Source organism: Gordonia sp. NPDC003376 (assembly GCF_053589235.1).
The window spans coordinates 115981-130814 of sequence record NZ_JBSFRM010000004.1; the positions used below are offsets into that span (position 1 = coordinate 115981).

A 14834-nucleotide genomic window follows, 5' to 3' on the forward strand; every position below is an offset into this window, starting at 1 on the left:
GTGTCGAAGTCTCTGGAGACTGCCTCGGATGGTGACCGCCTCGGAGGTGGTCACGTCCAGACTTCAGCCGTCCGAGGTTTCGACTCGTCTCGTCGCGTCGCTCCTCACCGGCTCAACCACCACCTGCCCGTTGGTGATTGAGCCGGGACCGAGCATCGCGAGGACCCGTGTCGAAGTCTCTGGAGACTGCCTCGGATGGTGACCGCCTCGGAGGTGGTCACGTCCAGACTTCAGCCGTCCGAGGTTTCGACTCGTCTCGTCGCTTCGCTCCTCATCGGCTCAACCACCAACTGCAGCTGGATGATTGAGCCGGGACCGGGCATCGCGAGGACCCGAGTCGACTCGTCTCGTCGGCTCAACCATCGTGCAGCACTCGATGATTGAGCCGGGACCGAGCATAGCGAGGACCCGTGTCGAAATCTCCGCAGCGTGCGCCGGGAGGTGCCCTCCGCTGAGGTGAGGTTTCGACACTCCTCGTCGCTTCGCTCCTCGTCGGCTCAACTCAACCAGCAACCAGCGGTGGCTGATCGAGCAAGACTGTGTCGAAACATCTGTCGCCTGCGCCGGGTGGTGACCACCTCCCGATACACCAGATATCAAGCAGGGCAATCCTATCGATTCACAGGACTGGTCGCAGTTCACCGCAGGGCGGCGACACCTGCTCGGAATGCTTCGAGGCTTGCCGACGTCGAGTTGAATCGCCAGTCGCGCTCTTTGTCGGTCTGGAACCAGACGAAACCCTCTACGTGATACTGGGTGTGCACGATTCCGAAGAAGTCCCGAATCCAGGCGGCCTTCTGCTCGGGGATCGGGCCGTCGGCGGAAGCGACCTCGGTGATCAGGATCGGATGCTCGGCGTCGAGGGCGCGCAGTGCATCGAGGCTCGGCGTGAACAGGTCGCCTGCCGCCTGCCAGTGATGGCCGGGTGCCTCGCCCCAGTTGTAGCCGTCCAGGCCGAGGACGTCGACCTGGTCCGTTCCGGGGAATGAATCAGCGAATGGGTTGGTGCCCAGAGTGATCGCATTCGGCGCCCACACGAACCGCACCTGCGTGGCGCCCTGCGCGGTGATCACCGACCGCACCCGGCGGAATGCGGCACGGTAGTCGGCAGCGGTGGTGCCGTTGACCCCGACAGCCCAGGGATACCAGGTCCCGTTCATCTCCTGGGCGAAGCGCAGCAGGATCGGCTTTCCCCACTCGGCGAGGCCGCGACCCCAGCGGGTCAGGTCGGCGTCGAAGGCGCCCGCGGCGATCTTCGACAACGCGAACCCGGGCTGCACGAGACCACCGTCGGGTCGCCACGGCTCCAGGGTCAGCAGTGGGGTGGCTCCCGCCCCGGCGATGGCATCGAGATCTGCGGTGGGTACCGAGTCGCCGATAGCGCAGAATCGATGCAGGTATGCCGGCGCGGCACCGGCGAGGGTGCCGAGCCCGGTGATCGGCGATCGCCCGGATTCCGACGCCATCACCGACGGGATGAACGCCCCCCATCGGTGTTCTGCGCGCGGAGGAGTGCTCGACGAGGACGGTTGCTCCGCCGCCGATGCGCACGCCGTGGCCGCCAGCGCGAGACCACCGACAACGCCGAATCGCAGGACGTCACGCCGGGACCTGCCGGCGAGTCCGTCGGCGGCGGGTCGGGGCATCACGCCTGCAATCGTAGGGGGTGGTGTCCCTCAGCTGTTGGTGAGGAGGTGTCCTGCGACCAGTCCGTGCTGGCTTGCCAACGCGGCGAGTGCAACCCGATTGTCGACGCCGGTCTTGCCGAGGATGTGTTCGATGTGATGCCCGACGGTCTTCGCGCTGATCGTCAGGGTGTCGGCGATCTTCTGGGTGGTCATGCCGCGGGCCACGAACGTGGTGACCTCGAGTTCACGGGTGGTGAGCCCGAACGGCAGTGGTTCGGGCGTGACCATGACCAGGCCGGTGCGTAGGGCTGCGTTGTGTCGCGGGGTGGCCGGGATCAAGCGCACGAGATACCAGGTGCCTGCGTCGTCGCACCAACGGAATCGCCGGTCGACGCCGACGACGTCCTTGATCACGGCCAGCAGCGTCGGATCGATCAGGTCGAGCGGCAGGTGATCGTCCCGGAGAGTGTGGCATCGGCCGTCGGCGTCGACCAGCCACGCCGGTTGGCCGGGTGCCAGGAAGTCGGCCACCAGCGTCGGCCGTGTCGTCACGTCGAGCAGTGAGGCCACCCCGAATCGAAGCCGGTTGATCTCGTCGACATCACTGTCACGGGGATAGCGGCGGTCGTCGGAGTTCACGTGCAGCGTGCCGGCATAGACGCCGGCCGCGGTCACCAGACGCACCGACAACCCCTCGTCGAAGCCGGCCGGGGTGAACACATTGGTCACCGAGTGCGATCGCCGATAGTCGGGGAAATCGCGCCACCGCAGCGCCCCCGACGACGCCCGCTCCATCTGCTTGAACAGCGGGTCGTTGGCGACGAACCAGCTGTTGAAGTGCGCCATCACCGTATTCGGGTAGTGGTGGTTGGCGAGGGTGACGTGTCGTCCGGCCAGCGGATCCCACAAGCAGATGGCGCTCGCCGACGATCTGACCCGCTCGCCCAGCGCCATCAGCAGTTCGTCGGCTCGCGTGTTCAGGTCGGCCGTACTGCGCATGACCTCCTGGTATGCGCCGATACCGGCAGTCCGCATGATGCTCCCGTCCTCGTGCGCCGGAAAATGGACACTCAGTCTGTCGTACAACCGTTTCGCCCGTGTTTCGTGGTGTCCTCACCTGCGACGATGCCCCGGGCGAAACCTTGACGTAACGCGGCTGCGGGTGAAGATGGGGAGTTCACCCGATGCCGGTGCCACTGCCGAATTCATACATTCGATGCACCCCGTACAGCGTCGTACGCCTCATGCCCTCACCGTCCCCGGTCATTCGGCGGACGTTCCCGAGTCAGGAGAACCCCGATGTATCCGCCTCTTACACGTGGCGCCGGACCCCGACGGCGGACGTTGCTCGCCGTGACGATCCTCGCGGTGATCACCGGCCTGATGCTCTCGGGCTGCGGCCGTGAGGCCACCGACAGCGAGAGCAGCCTCGGACGCGTGAACTGTCTCGACACCAGCGGTTCGGAGATCGCGATCGGATCGATCAACTCGCTCACCGGTGGTCTGGCGGCCAGCGAGACCGTGATCCACGACGCGATCACCATGGCCGTCTCCGAGATCAACACCGACGGCGGGGTTCTCGGCAAACAGCTCCGGCTGACCTCCGAGGACGGCGCGTCCGATCCGACGATCTTTGCGCAGAAGGCCCAGAAGCTGGTCAGCAGTGACTGTGTCGCAGCGGTTTTCGGTGGCTACACCTCGGCCAGCCGCAAGGCGATGCTGCCGGTCTTCGAGAACACCGGAGCACTGCTGTACTACGGACAGCAGTACGAGGGTCTCGAGAGCTCGCCGAACATCTACTACACCGGCGCGACCACCAACCAGCAGATCATCCCCGCGCTCGACTACCTGCGTGAGCAGGGCGTCACCTCGCTGTACCTGGTCGGCAGCGACTACGTCTTCCCGCGCACATCCAATGCGATCGTCCGGAAATACGCAGAGGCACATGGGATCGAGATCAAGGGAGAGGACTACGCCCCGCTCGGTACCACCGATTTCGCCACCATCCTCAACAAGATCCGCGGCTCCGGTGCCGACGCGGTGTTCAACGTCGTCGTCGGCGACTCGCTGGTCTCCTTCTTCCGCGAGTACAACAACGTCGGACTCAGCGCCGAGACCATGCCGGTGATGTCGATGTGTGTCGGAGAGGAAGAGGTCAAGAGCATCGGCGCCGCATCCATCGTCGGGCAGCTGTCGTCGTGGAACTACTACCAATCCCTGGACACCCCGATCAACAACACCTTCGTGGCGAACTTCAGGAAACGATTCGGTGCGTCGCGGGTCACCTCCGACCCCATGGAATCGGCCTACACCGCAGTCCATCTGTGGAAGGCCATGGTGGAGAGAGCAGGTGCCTTCACCCCCGACGCGGTGGCCGCGAACGCCGACGGTGTCAGCTACGACGCCCCGGAGGGCCTCGTCACCGTCGACGGTGACAACCACCACGTCACCAAGACCGCCCGCATCGGACGCGTCGCCGACTCCGGCCTCATCGAGCAGGTGTGGCGGTCACCCGCTCCGATCGAGCCGGACCCGTTCCTGCGTACCTACACCTGGGCCTCCGGGATCGGAGATCGATGATGCGCCACCATCTGACGCCCCGAATCCACTGTTCCGCAGCACTTCTCACGTCAACAAGGACCACGCCATGGATACTCTGATCGGACAACTGTTCATCGGTCTCAGCCTCGGGTCCATCCTGTTGCTCGCCGCGCTGGGCCTGTCGCTGACCTTCGGCCAGATGGGCGTCATCAACATGGCGCACGGCGAGATCATGATGGCCGGCGCCTACACCGCCTACGTGATCTCCAGCGGGATGTCGTCGACGGGCCTGTCGCTGTTCACCTCCCTGATCGCGGGCGCCGCGGTGGGTGCCCTGATCGGTGGACTGCTCGAGATCCTGCTCATCCGCCGGATGTACGACCGTCCGCTGGACACCCTGCTGGTGACCTTCGGTGTGGGCCTGATCATGCAGCAGCTTGCCCGCCAGATCTTCGGGGCTCCGGCGGTGAGCACACCGCCGCCGTCGTGGCTGATCGGTGAGATCTCGGTGCTCGGTGCCGCGGTCCCCAAGGCCCGGCTGTTCATCCTGGCGTTGGCAGTCATCGCCGTCATCGGCGTCATCACCGCCATGCAGACCACCCCGCTGGGGCGTCGTATCCGTGCGGTGATCGACAACCGGCAGCTGGCGCAGACCTCCGGCATCTCCTCGCGCCGAACCGATCTGAGCACCTTCATGATCGGATCGGGACTCGCCGGACTCGCCGGTGTGGCCCTCACCCTGATCGGACCCACCAGTTCGACGATGGGTCAGAGCTACATCGTCGACGCCTTCCTCGTGGTGGTGGTCGGCGGGCTCGGCCAGATCAAGGGCGCGGTGGTGGCCGCCTTCGCGCTGGGGCTCCTCAACTCCTTCATCGAGTTCGGCACCACCGCATCGACGGCCAAGGTCCTCGTCTTCCTCGTCGTCATCGCCTTCCTGCAGGCGCGCCCGCAGGGTCTGTTCACCGTCAAGACCAGGAGCCTCGCATGAGAAACCTTGGCACACAGCCTGTACGGACACTGGCCGGCTTCGGCGTCGGTGCACTCCTGTTGTTCGTCATCGCCCCGCTCGCCCTCTCCGACTACAGCCTCGGTCTGCTCGCCAAGTTCCTGTGCTTCGGTCTGGTCGCCATTGGCATCGGATTGGCCTGGGGCAGAGGCGGAATGCTCACCCTGGGTCAGGGAGTGTTCTTCGGTCTCGGTGCGTACATGATGGCGATGCACCTCAAACTCACCGACGCCTCGCTCGCCGGCAGCGGCGTCCCCGACTTCCTGCGTTTCGCCGGGGCCGACTCGGTGCCCTGGTTCTGGACGCCGTTCGGATCGGGCCTGTTCACCATCCTCGCGATCATCGTGATCCCCACTGCGGTGGCCGGACTGTTGGGCCTGATGATGTTCCGACGACGGGTGAAAGGTGCCTACTTCGCCATCATCAGCCAGGCGCTGGCCGCGGCCTTCGCGGTCTACCTCGTCGGCGAACAGTCGCTGGGTGGCAGCAACGGCATCAACCGCTTCAACTCGTTCTTCGGATACGACCTCGCCGATCCGGTCAACCGGCGGATGCTGTTCTTCATCGTCGCCGCGCTCGTCCTGGTGGCCCTCGCCGCGGTCCGGCAGCTGATGCGCAGTCGTTGGGGTGAGCTGCTGGTGGCCATCCGTGACCAGGAGGAGCGGGTCCGTTTCCTGGGCTACGATCCTGCGAACGCCAAGGTGGTGGCCTTCATGGTGTCGGCACTGTTCGCCTCGGTGGCCGGAGCGATGTTCGTCCCCATCGTCGGGATCATCTCGCCGACCGACGTGGGTGTGGTCCCGTCGATCGCCTTCCTGATCGGTGTCGCCATCGGTGGCCGCACCACGCTGGTCGGACCGCTGCTCGGTGCGGTCGGTGTGGCCTGGGCGCAGTCGTACCTGTCGGACTCCTTCCCGGAGGCCTGGACCTACCTGCAGGGACTGCTGTTCATCGCGGTGATCGGCTTCTTCCCGGCCGGTATCGCCGGTATCGCCGCCCTGATCCGACGCCGCGACGGCGGCACCGGCCGGAACGACAACATCACCACCGATATCGAGTCGGTCCGGGGCGCCGGCACCACCGATTCCAGCACTCTCGAGGAGCCGGCCCGATGACCGCCGCACACACCCACGAACCCAATCCCGTTCCGCGACCTGGTGGTAACGCCGGCATGGAATCGCAGTATCTCGAGATCCGGAACCTGGTGGTCGATTTCGACGGGTTCCGCGCAATCGACGGCGTCGATCTCACCCTCTTCCAGGGCGACCTCCGCTTCCTGATCGGACCCAACGGCGCGGGCAAGACCACCCTGATCGACGCGATCACCGGACTGGTGCCGGCCACCGGCGACATCACCAAGTCCGGCAGCCAGCTTCTCGGTCTCAAACCGCACCAGATCAACCGTGCCGGGGTGGGACGCACCTTCCAGACACCGAGCGTCTTCGACAACCTCACGGTGACACAGAATCTCGACATCGCCGGCGGGGCTGGCCGCAGCTTCTGGAATCGCCTGCGAGCCCGGCACGGCGTCCCCGAGATCGTCGAGCAGGCACTCGAGACCACGGGCCTCACCCACCATCGGGACCGTCCCGCAGGGATTCTCGCGCACGGCCAGAAGAAGTGGCTGGAGATCGGGATGCTCCTGGTGCAGGACGCCAAGGTGCTGCTCCTCGACGAGCCGGTCGCCGGGATGAACCACGACGAGCGCGTCGAGACCGGGGAACTGTTGCGCCGGCTCGGTGGCGAACGCACCGTGGTGGTGGTCGAGCACGACATGGAGTTCATGCGCAACTACGCGACCTCGGTCACCGTCATGGCCGCCGGAAAGGTGCTCTCGGAGGGGTCGGTCGCCGAGGTCCAGAACGATCCCCGCGTGCAAGAGGTCTACCTCGGCACCTCGAACGTCGGCACAGAGGACTGAATCATGTTGAAACTCACAGCTGTCAGCGCCGGATACGGCCGTACCGTGATCGTGCACGACGTCGATCTCACCGTTCGCGAGAACTCGGTGACCGCGGTGATGGGGCACAACGGTGCGGGCAAGACCACCCTGCTGAAAGCCTGTCTGGGACTGGTCAAGACGCACTCGGGGCGCATCGAGTTCGACGGTGAGGACCTCACCACGATGCGGCCGCACCTGCGGATCCGTCGTGGTATCGCCTACGTCCCGCAGGGGCAGGTCTCGTTCGGCCGGCTCACCACGGCCGAGAACCTGACCGTCGTCGCCGAGAGCCATCGCCGCCCGAAGTCGGCGATCGACGAGGTCGTCGACCTGTTCCCGGCACTCACCCAGATCATGTCCCGCCGTGCGGGACTGCTCTCCGGCGGGCAGCGTCAGCAGCTGGCCATCGCGCGGGCGTTGCTCACCGACCCCCGGCTGCTGATCCTCGACGAACCCACCGAGGGCATCCAGCCCAACGTGGTCGCCGAGATCGAGGCGGCGATCGGTCAGCTCACCTCGGGCAATCGGCTCGCCGCCCTGCTCGTCGAGCAGCACGTGGGTTTCGCGCTCAGTTCGGCCGAGCGCTACTACGTCATGCAATCGGGCTCGGTGGTCTCGTCCGGAACCGGCGGCACCGCGGCGTCCGACGCCGTGCGCGACGCGATGGCCATCTGATCCGAGGAGTGACACGTGCATCTGACCCCCAAAGACGAAGACCGGCTCCTGCTGTTCCTGGCAGCAGAACTGGCCCGGCGCCGACGCAATCGCGGTCTGGCCCTGACCTATCCGGAGGCGCGGGCGCTGATCGCCGACGAGGTGGCCGAGGCCGCCCGGAGCGGCGCGTCGGTGGCCGAGGCCGCTGCTCTGGGCGCATCGCTGCTCACCGACGACGACGTGCTGCCCGGCGTGCCCGACCTCATCGGCTCGGTTCAGGTCGAAGGATTCTTCGACGACGGGCAGAAACTGGTCACCGTGCACGACCCGATCCGTCCGGGTACGGAGACCGTCACCGCCGATCGGGCGGGCGACCGGCACACCCCCGGTGAGATCCTGTTCGACGACGAGGACATCGTCATCAACGCCGACCGTGCCACGTGCTCGGTCACCGTCACCAACACCGGTGACCGGCCGGTGCAGGTGGGCTCGCACTTCCACTTCTTCGAGGCCAACCGCGCGTTGCGATTCGACCGCCGTGCCGCCTTCGGGATGCGGCTGGACATCCCGTCGGGCACGGCGATCCGATTCGAACCGGGCGCCGACCACGACGTCGAACTGGTCGCCTTCGGTGGCAGCAGGACCATCACCGGTCTCAACGACATGACCAATGCCACCACAGTCGGTGCGCCCGGAACCGACTTGATGGAACGCCTGCACGCCAACGGGTTCCTGGACAGCGCCGGACTGCCGGGCAGCACGGGTACGGCCGACGACACGTTAGGAGAAGCCGATGGCACAGCGCCTGACGCGTAAGCACTACGCCGAACTCTTCGGTCCCACCACCGGAGACCGGATTCGCCTGGCCGACACCGAGTTGCTGGCACGCATCGACGCCGACGCCACCGTCTACGGCGACGAGTCGGTGTTCGGCGGGGGCAAGACGATGCGCGAGGGGATGGCCGTCGACAATGCCGTCACCAACGCCGACGGCGCGCTGGACTTCGTGATCACCAACGTGGTGATCATCGACGCGGTCCTGGGAATCCGCAAGGCCGACATCGGGATCAAGGACGGACGGATCGCCGGGGTGGGGAAGGCCGGCAACCCGGCCACCCAGGACGGTGTCGACCCCGAACTCGTCATCGGCGCCGGAACCGACATCCGTTCCGGTGAGGGGATGATCGCCACCGCCGGTGCGATCGACGTGCACGTCCACTTCGACAGTGCGGGACTCGTGGAGGAGGCGATCTCCAGCGGGATCACCACGATGATCGGTGGCGGCCTCGGCCCGGTCACCGTCGGGATCACCAGTTCCGGACCGACCAACCTTGCCCGGATGTTGCATGCGGCAGAGGCGTTCCCGATGAACTTCGGGTTCCTGGCCAACGGCAGTGCGGCGTCCACCGCGCCGTTGATCGAACAGGGACTCGCCGGGGCGATCGGCTACAAGATCCACGAGGACTGGGGTGCCACCCCGGCCGCCATCCGGGCCTCTCTCGATGCCGGTGACGAACTCGACCTGCAGGTGCAGATCCACAGCGACACCCTCAACGAGGCCGGGTTCTACGAGGACACGATGCGTGCGATCGCCGGACGGGCGATCCACACCTACCACGCCGAGGGCGCGGGCGGCGGTCACGCCCCCGACATCATGCAGGTGGTCGGTGAGCCCAATTGCCTTCCGTCGTCGACCAATCCGACCAACCCGTATACCCTCAATACCTTCGACGAGCACCTCGACATGGTGATGGTGTGCCACCATCTCAACCCGCGGATCCCGGAGGACGTGGCCTTCGCGGAGTCGCGTATCCGTCGCGAGACCATCGCCGCCGAGGACGTGCTGCACGATCTGGGTGCCATCTCGGCGATGGGATCGGACTCGCAGGGAATGGGTCGGATCGGTGAGACCATCGCCCGCACCTGGCAGTTGGCGTCGCATATGCGGGCCACCCGTGGTGCGTTGCCGGACGATGTGGGCACCGGCGCCGACAACCAGCGCATCCTGCGCTACATCGCCAAGCTGACCATCAACCCGGCCATCATGTTCGGGATCGACCACGAGGTGGGCTCGTTGGAGCCGGGTAAGCTCGCCGACATCGTGCTCTGGGAGCCGAAGTTCTTCGGTATCCGGCCCGAGGTGGTGTTCAAGGGCGGCTTCCCGGCATGGTCGGTGATGGGGGAGTCCAATGCCTCGCTGATGACATGTGAGCCACTGAAATACCGTCCGCAGTGGGCGGCGTACGGACGCACACCGGCCGACGTGTCGGTGACCTTCGCCGCCCGTGCCGCGGTGGAGGGCGGTCTCGGCGATCGGCTGGGCCTGTCCACCCCGCTGATCGGGTGCAGCGGCGCCCGCCGGCTGTCCAAGGCGGACTTCCTGCACAACGCGCACCTCCCGGAGATCACGATCGACCCCGACACCTACCGGGTGATCGTCGACGGTCAGGTGTGCACCAGTACCCCGATGACCAGCGTCCCGCTCGGACGCCGGTACACCCTGAAGTAGGAGAGATCATGACCGCAGATCCCATTCGTATCGGTATCGGTGGCCCCGTCGGCTCCGGTAAGACCCGCCTCGTCGAGTCGCTGGTCCCGTTGATGGCCGACCGCGGCATCGACATCGCCGTGATCACCAACGATCTCGTCACCGACGAGGACGCGCAACGTGTTCGGCGCAGTGGACTGATCGATCCCGAGCGCGTCATCGCGGTGGAGACCGGTGCGTGCCCGCACACCGCGATCCGCGAGGACCCGTCGGTGAACCTCGCGGCCGTCGAGCGGCTCGCCGGCCGCTATCCGGGTCTCGACGTGGTGCTCATCGAGTCCGGTGGCGACAACCTGGCCGCCACCTTCAGCAGCGACCTCGTGGACTTCTGGGTGTTCGTGATCGACACCGCGGCGGGTGACGACATCCCCCGCAAGCAGGGAATCGGACTGCTGCAGGCGGATCTGCTGGTGGTCAACAAGATCGACCTCGCGCCGATGGTCGGCGCCGATCTCGACCTGATGCGCTCGGACTGTGCGGTGGCCCGGCCCACCAAACCCACCCTGTTCACCGACCTCCGCAATCAGGTGGGTGTGGATGCCGTGGTGGACCAGATCATCTCGGGTGCCCAGATCCCGATCGCCCAGATCCCGGTCACCGAGAACCCGGTCACGGTGTGACCCGGCAGGGGACCCTGGAGGTGGACGTCGTCGCCGACCGGCGCGGCCGGACCCGCGTGACCCATCTGTTGCAGTCCTATCCGCAGCGGGTCACCGCGCCGCTCCACGCCGACGCCGATCCCCGCTCGGCGTTCCTGTGTGTCCAGAGTCCGTCCGGGGGGATCTTCGCCGACGACTCGCTGTGCACCGACGTCACCGTCGGCCCCGGGAGTCATCTGCTGATGACGTCGCAATCGGCGACGCAGGTGTTCGACGGCGACGTGGGTTCCGGTGCCACACACGCCCAGCGGTTCACCGTTCGTGATGGTGGCGTTCTGGAATATGTACCGCGCGAGATCATCCCGCATGCCGATGCCCGATTCGCCCAGGACACCGAGGTCGCGGTGGAGGGGGCGGGGGTGTTCGTCGGCTGGGAGATGATCGCGGCCGGCCGGATCGGCCACGGTGAACGATACCGCTACCGGACCGTCAGCACACGTACGACGGTGCGCGTGGACGGTGCGCTCGCGGCCTGCGATGCGATCCGGGTCGGCGCGGCCGAACGCCGGCCACCGGAACGGCTGATCGGAGCGAACTACCTCGCCACCGGCCTGATCGTCGCGCCGCGACACGACGTGACCGCACTGCACGACGAGATCCACCGACGACTCCTGCAGAGCCCACTGGTGGCCGGGGTGAGCGTGCTGCCCGAGTCGATCGGCGTGATGGTGCGGGTGCTGACCGACCATGCACCACCGCTGCGGCGACTGCTCGCCGATCTCGTCGCCACCCACCGGCGGGTCCTGCTGGACATGAAGCCGCCACCGAAACGTCTACTCCGAGAGGAATGACCATGACCGACCTGTTCTCCGCCGGCACCGTGATCGACGTCGAGGGGCTCCTCGGGCACGTCGACGACCCGCGGTACGGCGGCCGCCTCGTCGCCCACGTCGACATCACGTGGGGCGATGCCCGCAAACACCGACAGCTCGTCCGCAGCGACGCCGGCCATACGGTGCGGATCCGGTTGCCGCGCGGCTCCTTCCTCGACGACGGTGCCGTGCTCTTCGACGACGGACGCCTCGTCGTGGTGGTCCGACGCCCTGCCGAGACGTCGGTCGTCGTCGACTTCGCCGACAATGCGGGAGAAGACGGCGCTCGTCGGATGCTGCTGCTCGGTTACCTTCTCGGCAATCAGCATGCCCCGCTGGATGTGACGGCAGACCGGGTGGCGACGCCGTTGATGACCAGTGTGTCCGCGGCCGAGGAGGTGTTGGCGTCACTGGAGATCGCCGGACGGGTGGGGCCGGCCGCACTGGCCCGCCGCGGCTGGTCCAACACGTCGGCCGATCATCATGGCCACTCCCATGACCATGCGCATGGCCACTCCCATGACGGTGACCACGCCGACCACATCCACCACGATGACCACGAGCACTGAATCCCTGGCCGCACAGGCATTGTGGATGACCATGCACGACAGTGCGTTCCCGGCCGGCCGGATGGTGCACAGCAGCGGCATGGAGAGCTGGCTGCGCGCCCACCCCGACGCCGGTCCGCACCCGATCATCGCCATGACGCTCGACTACGTCCTGGCCTCGTTGGCGTCGCTGGACGCCGTCGTCGGTGCGCACGCCTGGGCCGCCGAGGACACCGCGCGACTGATCGAACTCGACCGGCTGCTGTGGGCGTACAAGACCTCGGCGAATGCCCGCGCCGCATCGGTGGATCCCGGGCGCCGCCTCGCCGATACCGCACTCCGCGTCGGATTGTCCACCGGCGCAGAGGAGTACATCGACGCCGTGCGTGGAGACAGCACCCCGGGCAACATCGCCGTGGTCGAGGGTGCACTGCAGGCGGCGGTGGGAACCGATCAGCCGACCGCGGTGCTCGGGACGCTCCGGTCCGGGTTGTCGTCGGCGCTGAGCGTTTCGGTGCGGCTCGGCAGGCTCGGCGCGATGAGTGCGCAGCGGGCGCTCGTCGAGGCGACACCCGACCTGGTGGAGGCCGTCGACGTCGTGCTGGCCACTCCGCTGTCGGAGATCACCGGCAACGCGATCGATCTCGAGATCTGGGGCATGCGGCACGAGCAGTACGCGCCGCGACTGTTCGCCACCTAGCCGCGGGATCAGAACGCGGAGGTGGCCGTCAGCTGACGCCGAGCTTGCTCCCGGCCTGCGAGCGCTCGCGCTGTTGCCGGATGCACTCGTCGAACTCGGTGCGCCAGTTGTCGGTGACCGTCAGACCGCGTGCGAATGCCTCCTCGCTGGAGAGTTCGACGGGGAAACCGTACCGGTCGTAGAGAGTGTAGAAGTCCTCACCGGTGAGCGGCCGGTTCTCCTTGCCCAGACGTCGCAACTCCCGCAGTCCCTTTCCCAGGGTGCGTCGGAAGGAGCGTTCCTCCTTGGCAAGGGTCGCGAGGATGTCGTCACCGGCCGCGGCGATGTCCGGATACGCGTCGGCGTAGGTGTCGACGACGACGCGTGCGACCTCCCCGATCGCCGCGTCGGGCAATTCCAGCCCGTGGGCGAACCGGATCGCGCGACGGATCAGGCGCCGTAGCACGTACCCGTGCTCCTTGCCGGCCGGTTTCACCCCGTCACCGATGACGAACACCGCGCCCCGGATGTGGTCGGCGATGATCCGCATGGCATGCGTGTTCTCGTCGTAGGTCCGGCCGGAGAGGGTCTCCAGCCTCTCGATGAGCGGCCACAGCGTGGATACCCGGTACACATCGGGGCTGTCGATGGCGGCCGCGGCGATACGCTCCAGACCACCACCGAAATCGACGTTGCGGCGGCCGAGTTCGCTCAGACCGGATTCGGTGCGGGTGAACTGCATGAACACCGAGTTGCCGATCTCCAGGAACTGCCCGCCGTCGGAGTTCGGGTGGCTGTGGCGCCCGAACGCGGTGTCGTGCTCGACCTGGGGGAAGTAGTAGAAGACCTCGGTGTCGGGGCCGCCGGGATCGCCGAGCGGCATCGTCTCGGGTCCCCCTCCGCGTGACCACCAGTTCTTGTCGCGGTAGAAGCAGATGCGGGCCCCGTGATGGCCCTCGTCGTTGCCGCGCTCTTCGGTGTCGAGCACGACGTGCTCGGCCGAAACCCCGGCGCCGGTGAACAACTCGGTCCAGATGGCTGCACTGTCGGTGTCGCGGGGAACGCCGAGCTGCTCGTCGCCGGAGTAGACGCTCACGTAGAGACGTGCCGGATCGAGGCCGACGATCTCGACGAGGAACTCCCAGAGCATGCGGATCTGCTCGTCCTTGAAGTACCCGCCGAGGCTCCAGTTGCCGAGCATCTCGAAGAACGTGGTGTGACGGTTGTCGCCGACCTCGTCGATGTCCTGTGAACGCAGGCAGGGCTGGACGTCGGCGAGGATGTCCCCCTGCGGATGGTCGGCGCCGAGCAGATAGGGCACCAGCGGCTGCATACCACTGCCGGTGAAGAGGGTCGTCGGATCGTCCCGCAGCACGAGCGGCGCCCGATCCAGGATCTTGTGGTCACGGGCTGCGACGAGGTCGAGAAAGCCTCGACGAATCTCCTCCACGTTCAACAGGCTGAACTCCTTTGTCTGCGACAACGCCGTCGACCATCCGGGGCGGTCGATTCTCACATCGATCAAGAACGAACGGCGCATCGATCCGGCGCTCCATTGCGACCACGATTGATGACATATTCGGATTGCCGAAAACGTGCAATCCATTCGTGGAACTCGGTTGGTGGAGGACATACGAATCGAACGTATCGAAGGCGCCCCGACCGGCGCATCCCCCTTTGACCTGAAAAGGTGAGAATGACGTTACAACACGCCAAGAATGCTCGGCAAGCCTATTTCATAAAGAGTATCTGTATGGTTCACAATCTGACGTTGTCACCGTTACGGGCGGTCGATCTCCACAATGAATGAATTA

Annotated in this window: 14 protein-coding genes; 11 read left to right on the forward strand and 3 right to left on the reverse strand. The window is 66.3% G+C overall.

Translation table 11 applies throughout. The annotated features are described in order from the left end of the window. Nucleotides 1–638 precede the first annotated feature (638 nt). Nucleotides 639–1646 (reverse strand): glycoside hydrolase family 26 protein, encoded by a 1008-nt coding sequence (locus tag ACWDUA_RS06260; protein ID WP_449750336.1) that lies wholly within the window; start codon nt 1644–1646, stop codon nt 639–641. 30 nt (nt 1647–1676) lie between these two features. After that, complete coding sequence (locus ACWDUA_RS06265; protein ID WP_449750143.1) at nt 1677–2663, reverse strand: response regulator transcription factor; 987 nt, start codon at nt 2661–2663, stop codon at nt 1677–1679. 264 nt (nt 2664–2927) lie between these two features. Between ACWDUA_RS06265 and urtA the strand changes: the two genes are divergently transcribed. The 11 genes from urtA to ACWDUA_RS06320 all read left to right on the forward strand — a co-directional run bounded on the left by urtA (nt 2928) and on the right by ACWDUA_RS06320 (nt 13041). Then, nucleotides 2928–4208 carry an urea ABC transporter substrate-binding protein gene (gene urtA / locus ACWDUA_RS06270; RefSeq protein ID WP_449750144.1) on the forward strand — a complete coding sequence of 427 codons (1281 nt, stop codon included), beginning with the start codon at nt 2928–2930 and terminating at the stop codon, nt 4206–4208. Between the two features lie 67 nt (nt 4209–4275). Then, complete coding sequence (gene urtB, locus ACWDUA_RS06275; protein ID WP_449750145.1) at nt 4276–5160, forward strand: urea ABC transporter permease subunit UrtB; 885 nt, start codon at nt 4276–4278, stop codon at nt 5158–5160. Then, nucleotides 5157–6293, forward strand: a complete 1137-nt coding sequence (gene urtC, locus ACWDUA_RS06280) for an urea ABC transporter permease subunit UrtC (RefSeq protein WP_449750146.1) — start codon at nt 5157–5159, stop codon at nt 6291–6293. The genes urtB and urtC overlap by 4 nt, the downstream gene beginning before the upstream one ends. Further along, nucleotides 6290–7099: an urea ABC transporter ATP-binding protein UrtD gene (urtD, locus tag ACWDUA_RS06285; protein WP_449750147.1), complete on the forward strand. Its 810-nt coding sequence runs from the start codon at nt 6290–6292 to the stop codon at nt 7097–7099. Before urtC ends, urtD begins: the two co-directional genes overlap by 4 nt. 3 nt (nt 7100–7102) lie before the next feature. Further along, the gene (gene urtE / locus ACWDUA_RS06290; protein WP_449750148.1) at nt 7103–7795 is read left to right on the forward strand and encodes an urea ABC transporter ATP-binding subunit UrtE; all 693 of its coding nucleotides are present in this window, start codon (nt 7103–7105) and stop codon (nt 7793–7795) included. 15 nt (nt 7796–7810) lie between these two features. Further along, nucleotides 7811–8590 carry an urease subunit beta gene (locus ACWDUA_RS06295; RefSeq protein ID WP_449750149.1) on the forward strand — a complete coding sequence of 260 codons (780 nt, stop codon included), beginning with the start codon at nt 7811–7813 and terminating at the stop codon, nt 8588–8590. Continuing rightward, nucleotides 8568–10283 (forward strand): urease subunit alpha, encoded by a 1716-nt coding sequence (ureC, locus tag ACWDUA_RS06300; RefSeq protein ID WP_449750150.1) that lies wholly within the window; start codon nt 8568–8570, stop codon nt 10281–10283. The genes ACWDUA_RS06295 and ureC overlap by 23 nt, the downstream gene beginning before the upstream one ends. Before the next feature lie 8 nt (nt 10284–10291). Next, a complete protein-coding gene (ureG, locus tag ACWDUA_RS06305) occupies nt 10292–10942 on the forward strand; it encodes an urease accessory protein UreG (protein ID WP_449750151.1) in 651 nt (216 codons plus the stop codon). Beyond that, nucleotides 10939–11772 (forward strand): urease accessory protein UreD, encoded by an 834-nt coding sequence (locus ACWDUA_RS06310; protein WP_449750152.1) that lies wholly within the window; start codon nt 10939–10941, stop codon nt 11770–11772. The genes ureG and ACWDUA_RS06310 overlap by 4 nt, the downstream gene beginning before the upstream one ends. A 2-nt stretch (nt 11773–11774) precedes the next feature. Then, the gene (locus tag ACWDUA_RS06315) at nt 11775–12362 is read left to right on the forward strand and encodes an urease accessory protein UreE (RefSeq protein WP_449750153.1); all 588 of its coding nucleotides are present in this window, start codon (nt 11775–11777) and stop codon (nt 12360–12362) included. Further along, a complete protein-coding gene (locus tag ACWDUA_RS06320; RefSeq protein WP_449750154.1) occupies nt 12346–13041 on the forward strand; it encodes an urease accessory protein UreF in 696 nt (231 codons plus the stop codon). The genes ACWDUA_RS06315 and ACWDUA_RS06320 overlap by 17 nt, the downstream gene beginning before the upstream one ends. A 28-nt stretch (nt 13042–13069) precedes the next feature. Here ACWDUA_RS06320 and ACWDUA_RS06325 read toward each other — a convergent pair whose 3' ends face one another. After that, nucleotides 13070–14560 carry an alanine--tRNA ligase-related protein gene (locus ACWDUA_RS06325; protein ID WP_449750155.1) on the reverse strand — a complete coding sequence of 497 codons (1491 nt, stop codon included), beginning with the start codon at nt 14558–14560 and terminating at the stop codon, nt 13070–13072. Nucleotides 14561–14834: the final 274 nt, after the last annotated feature.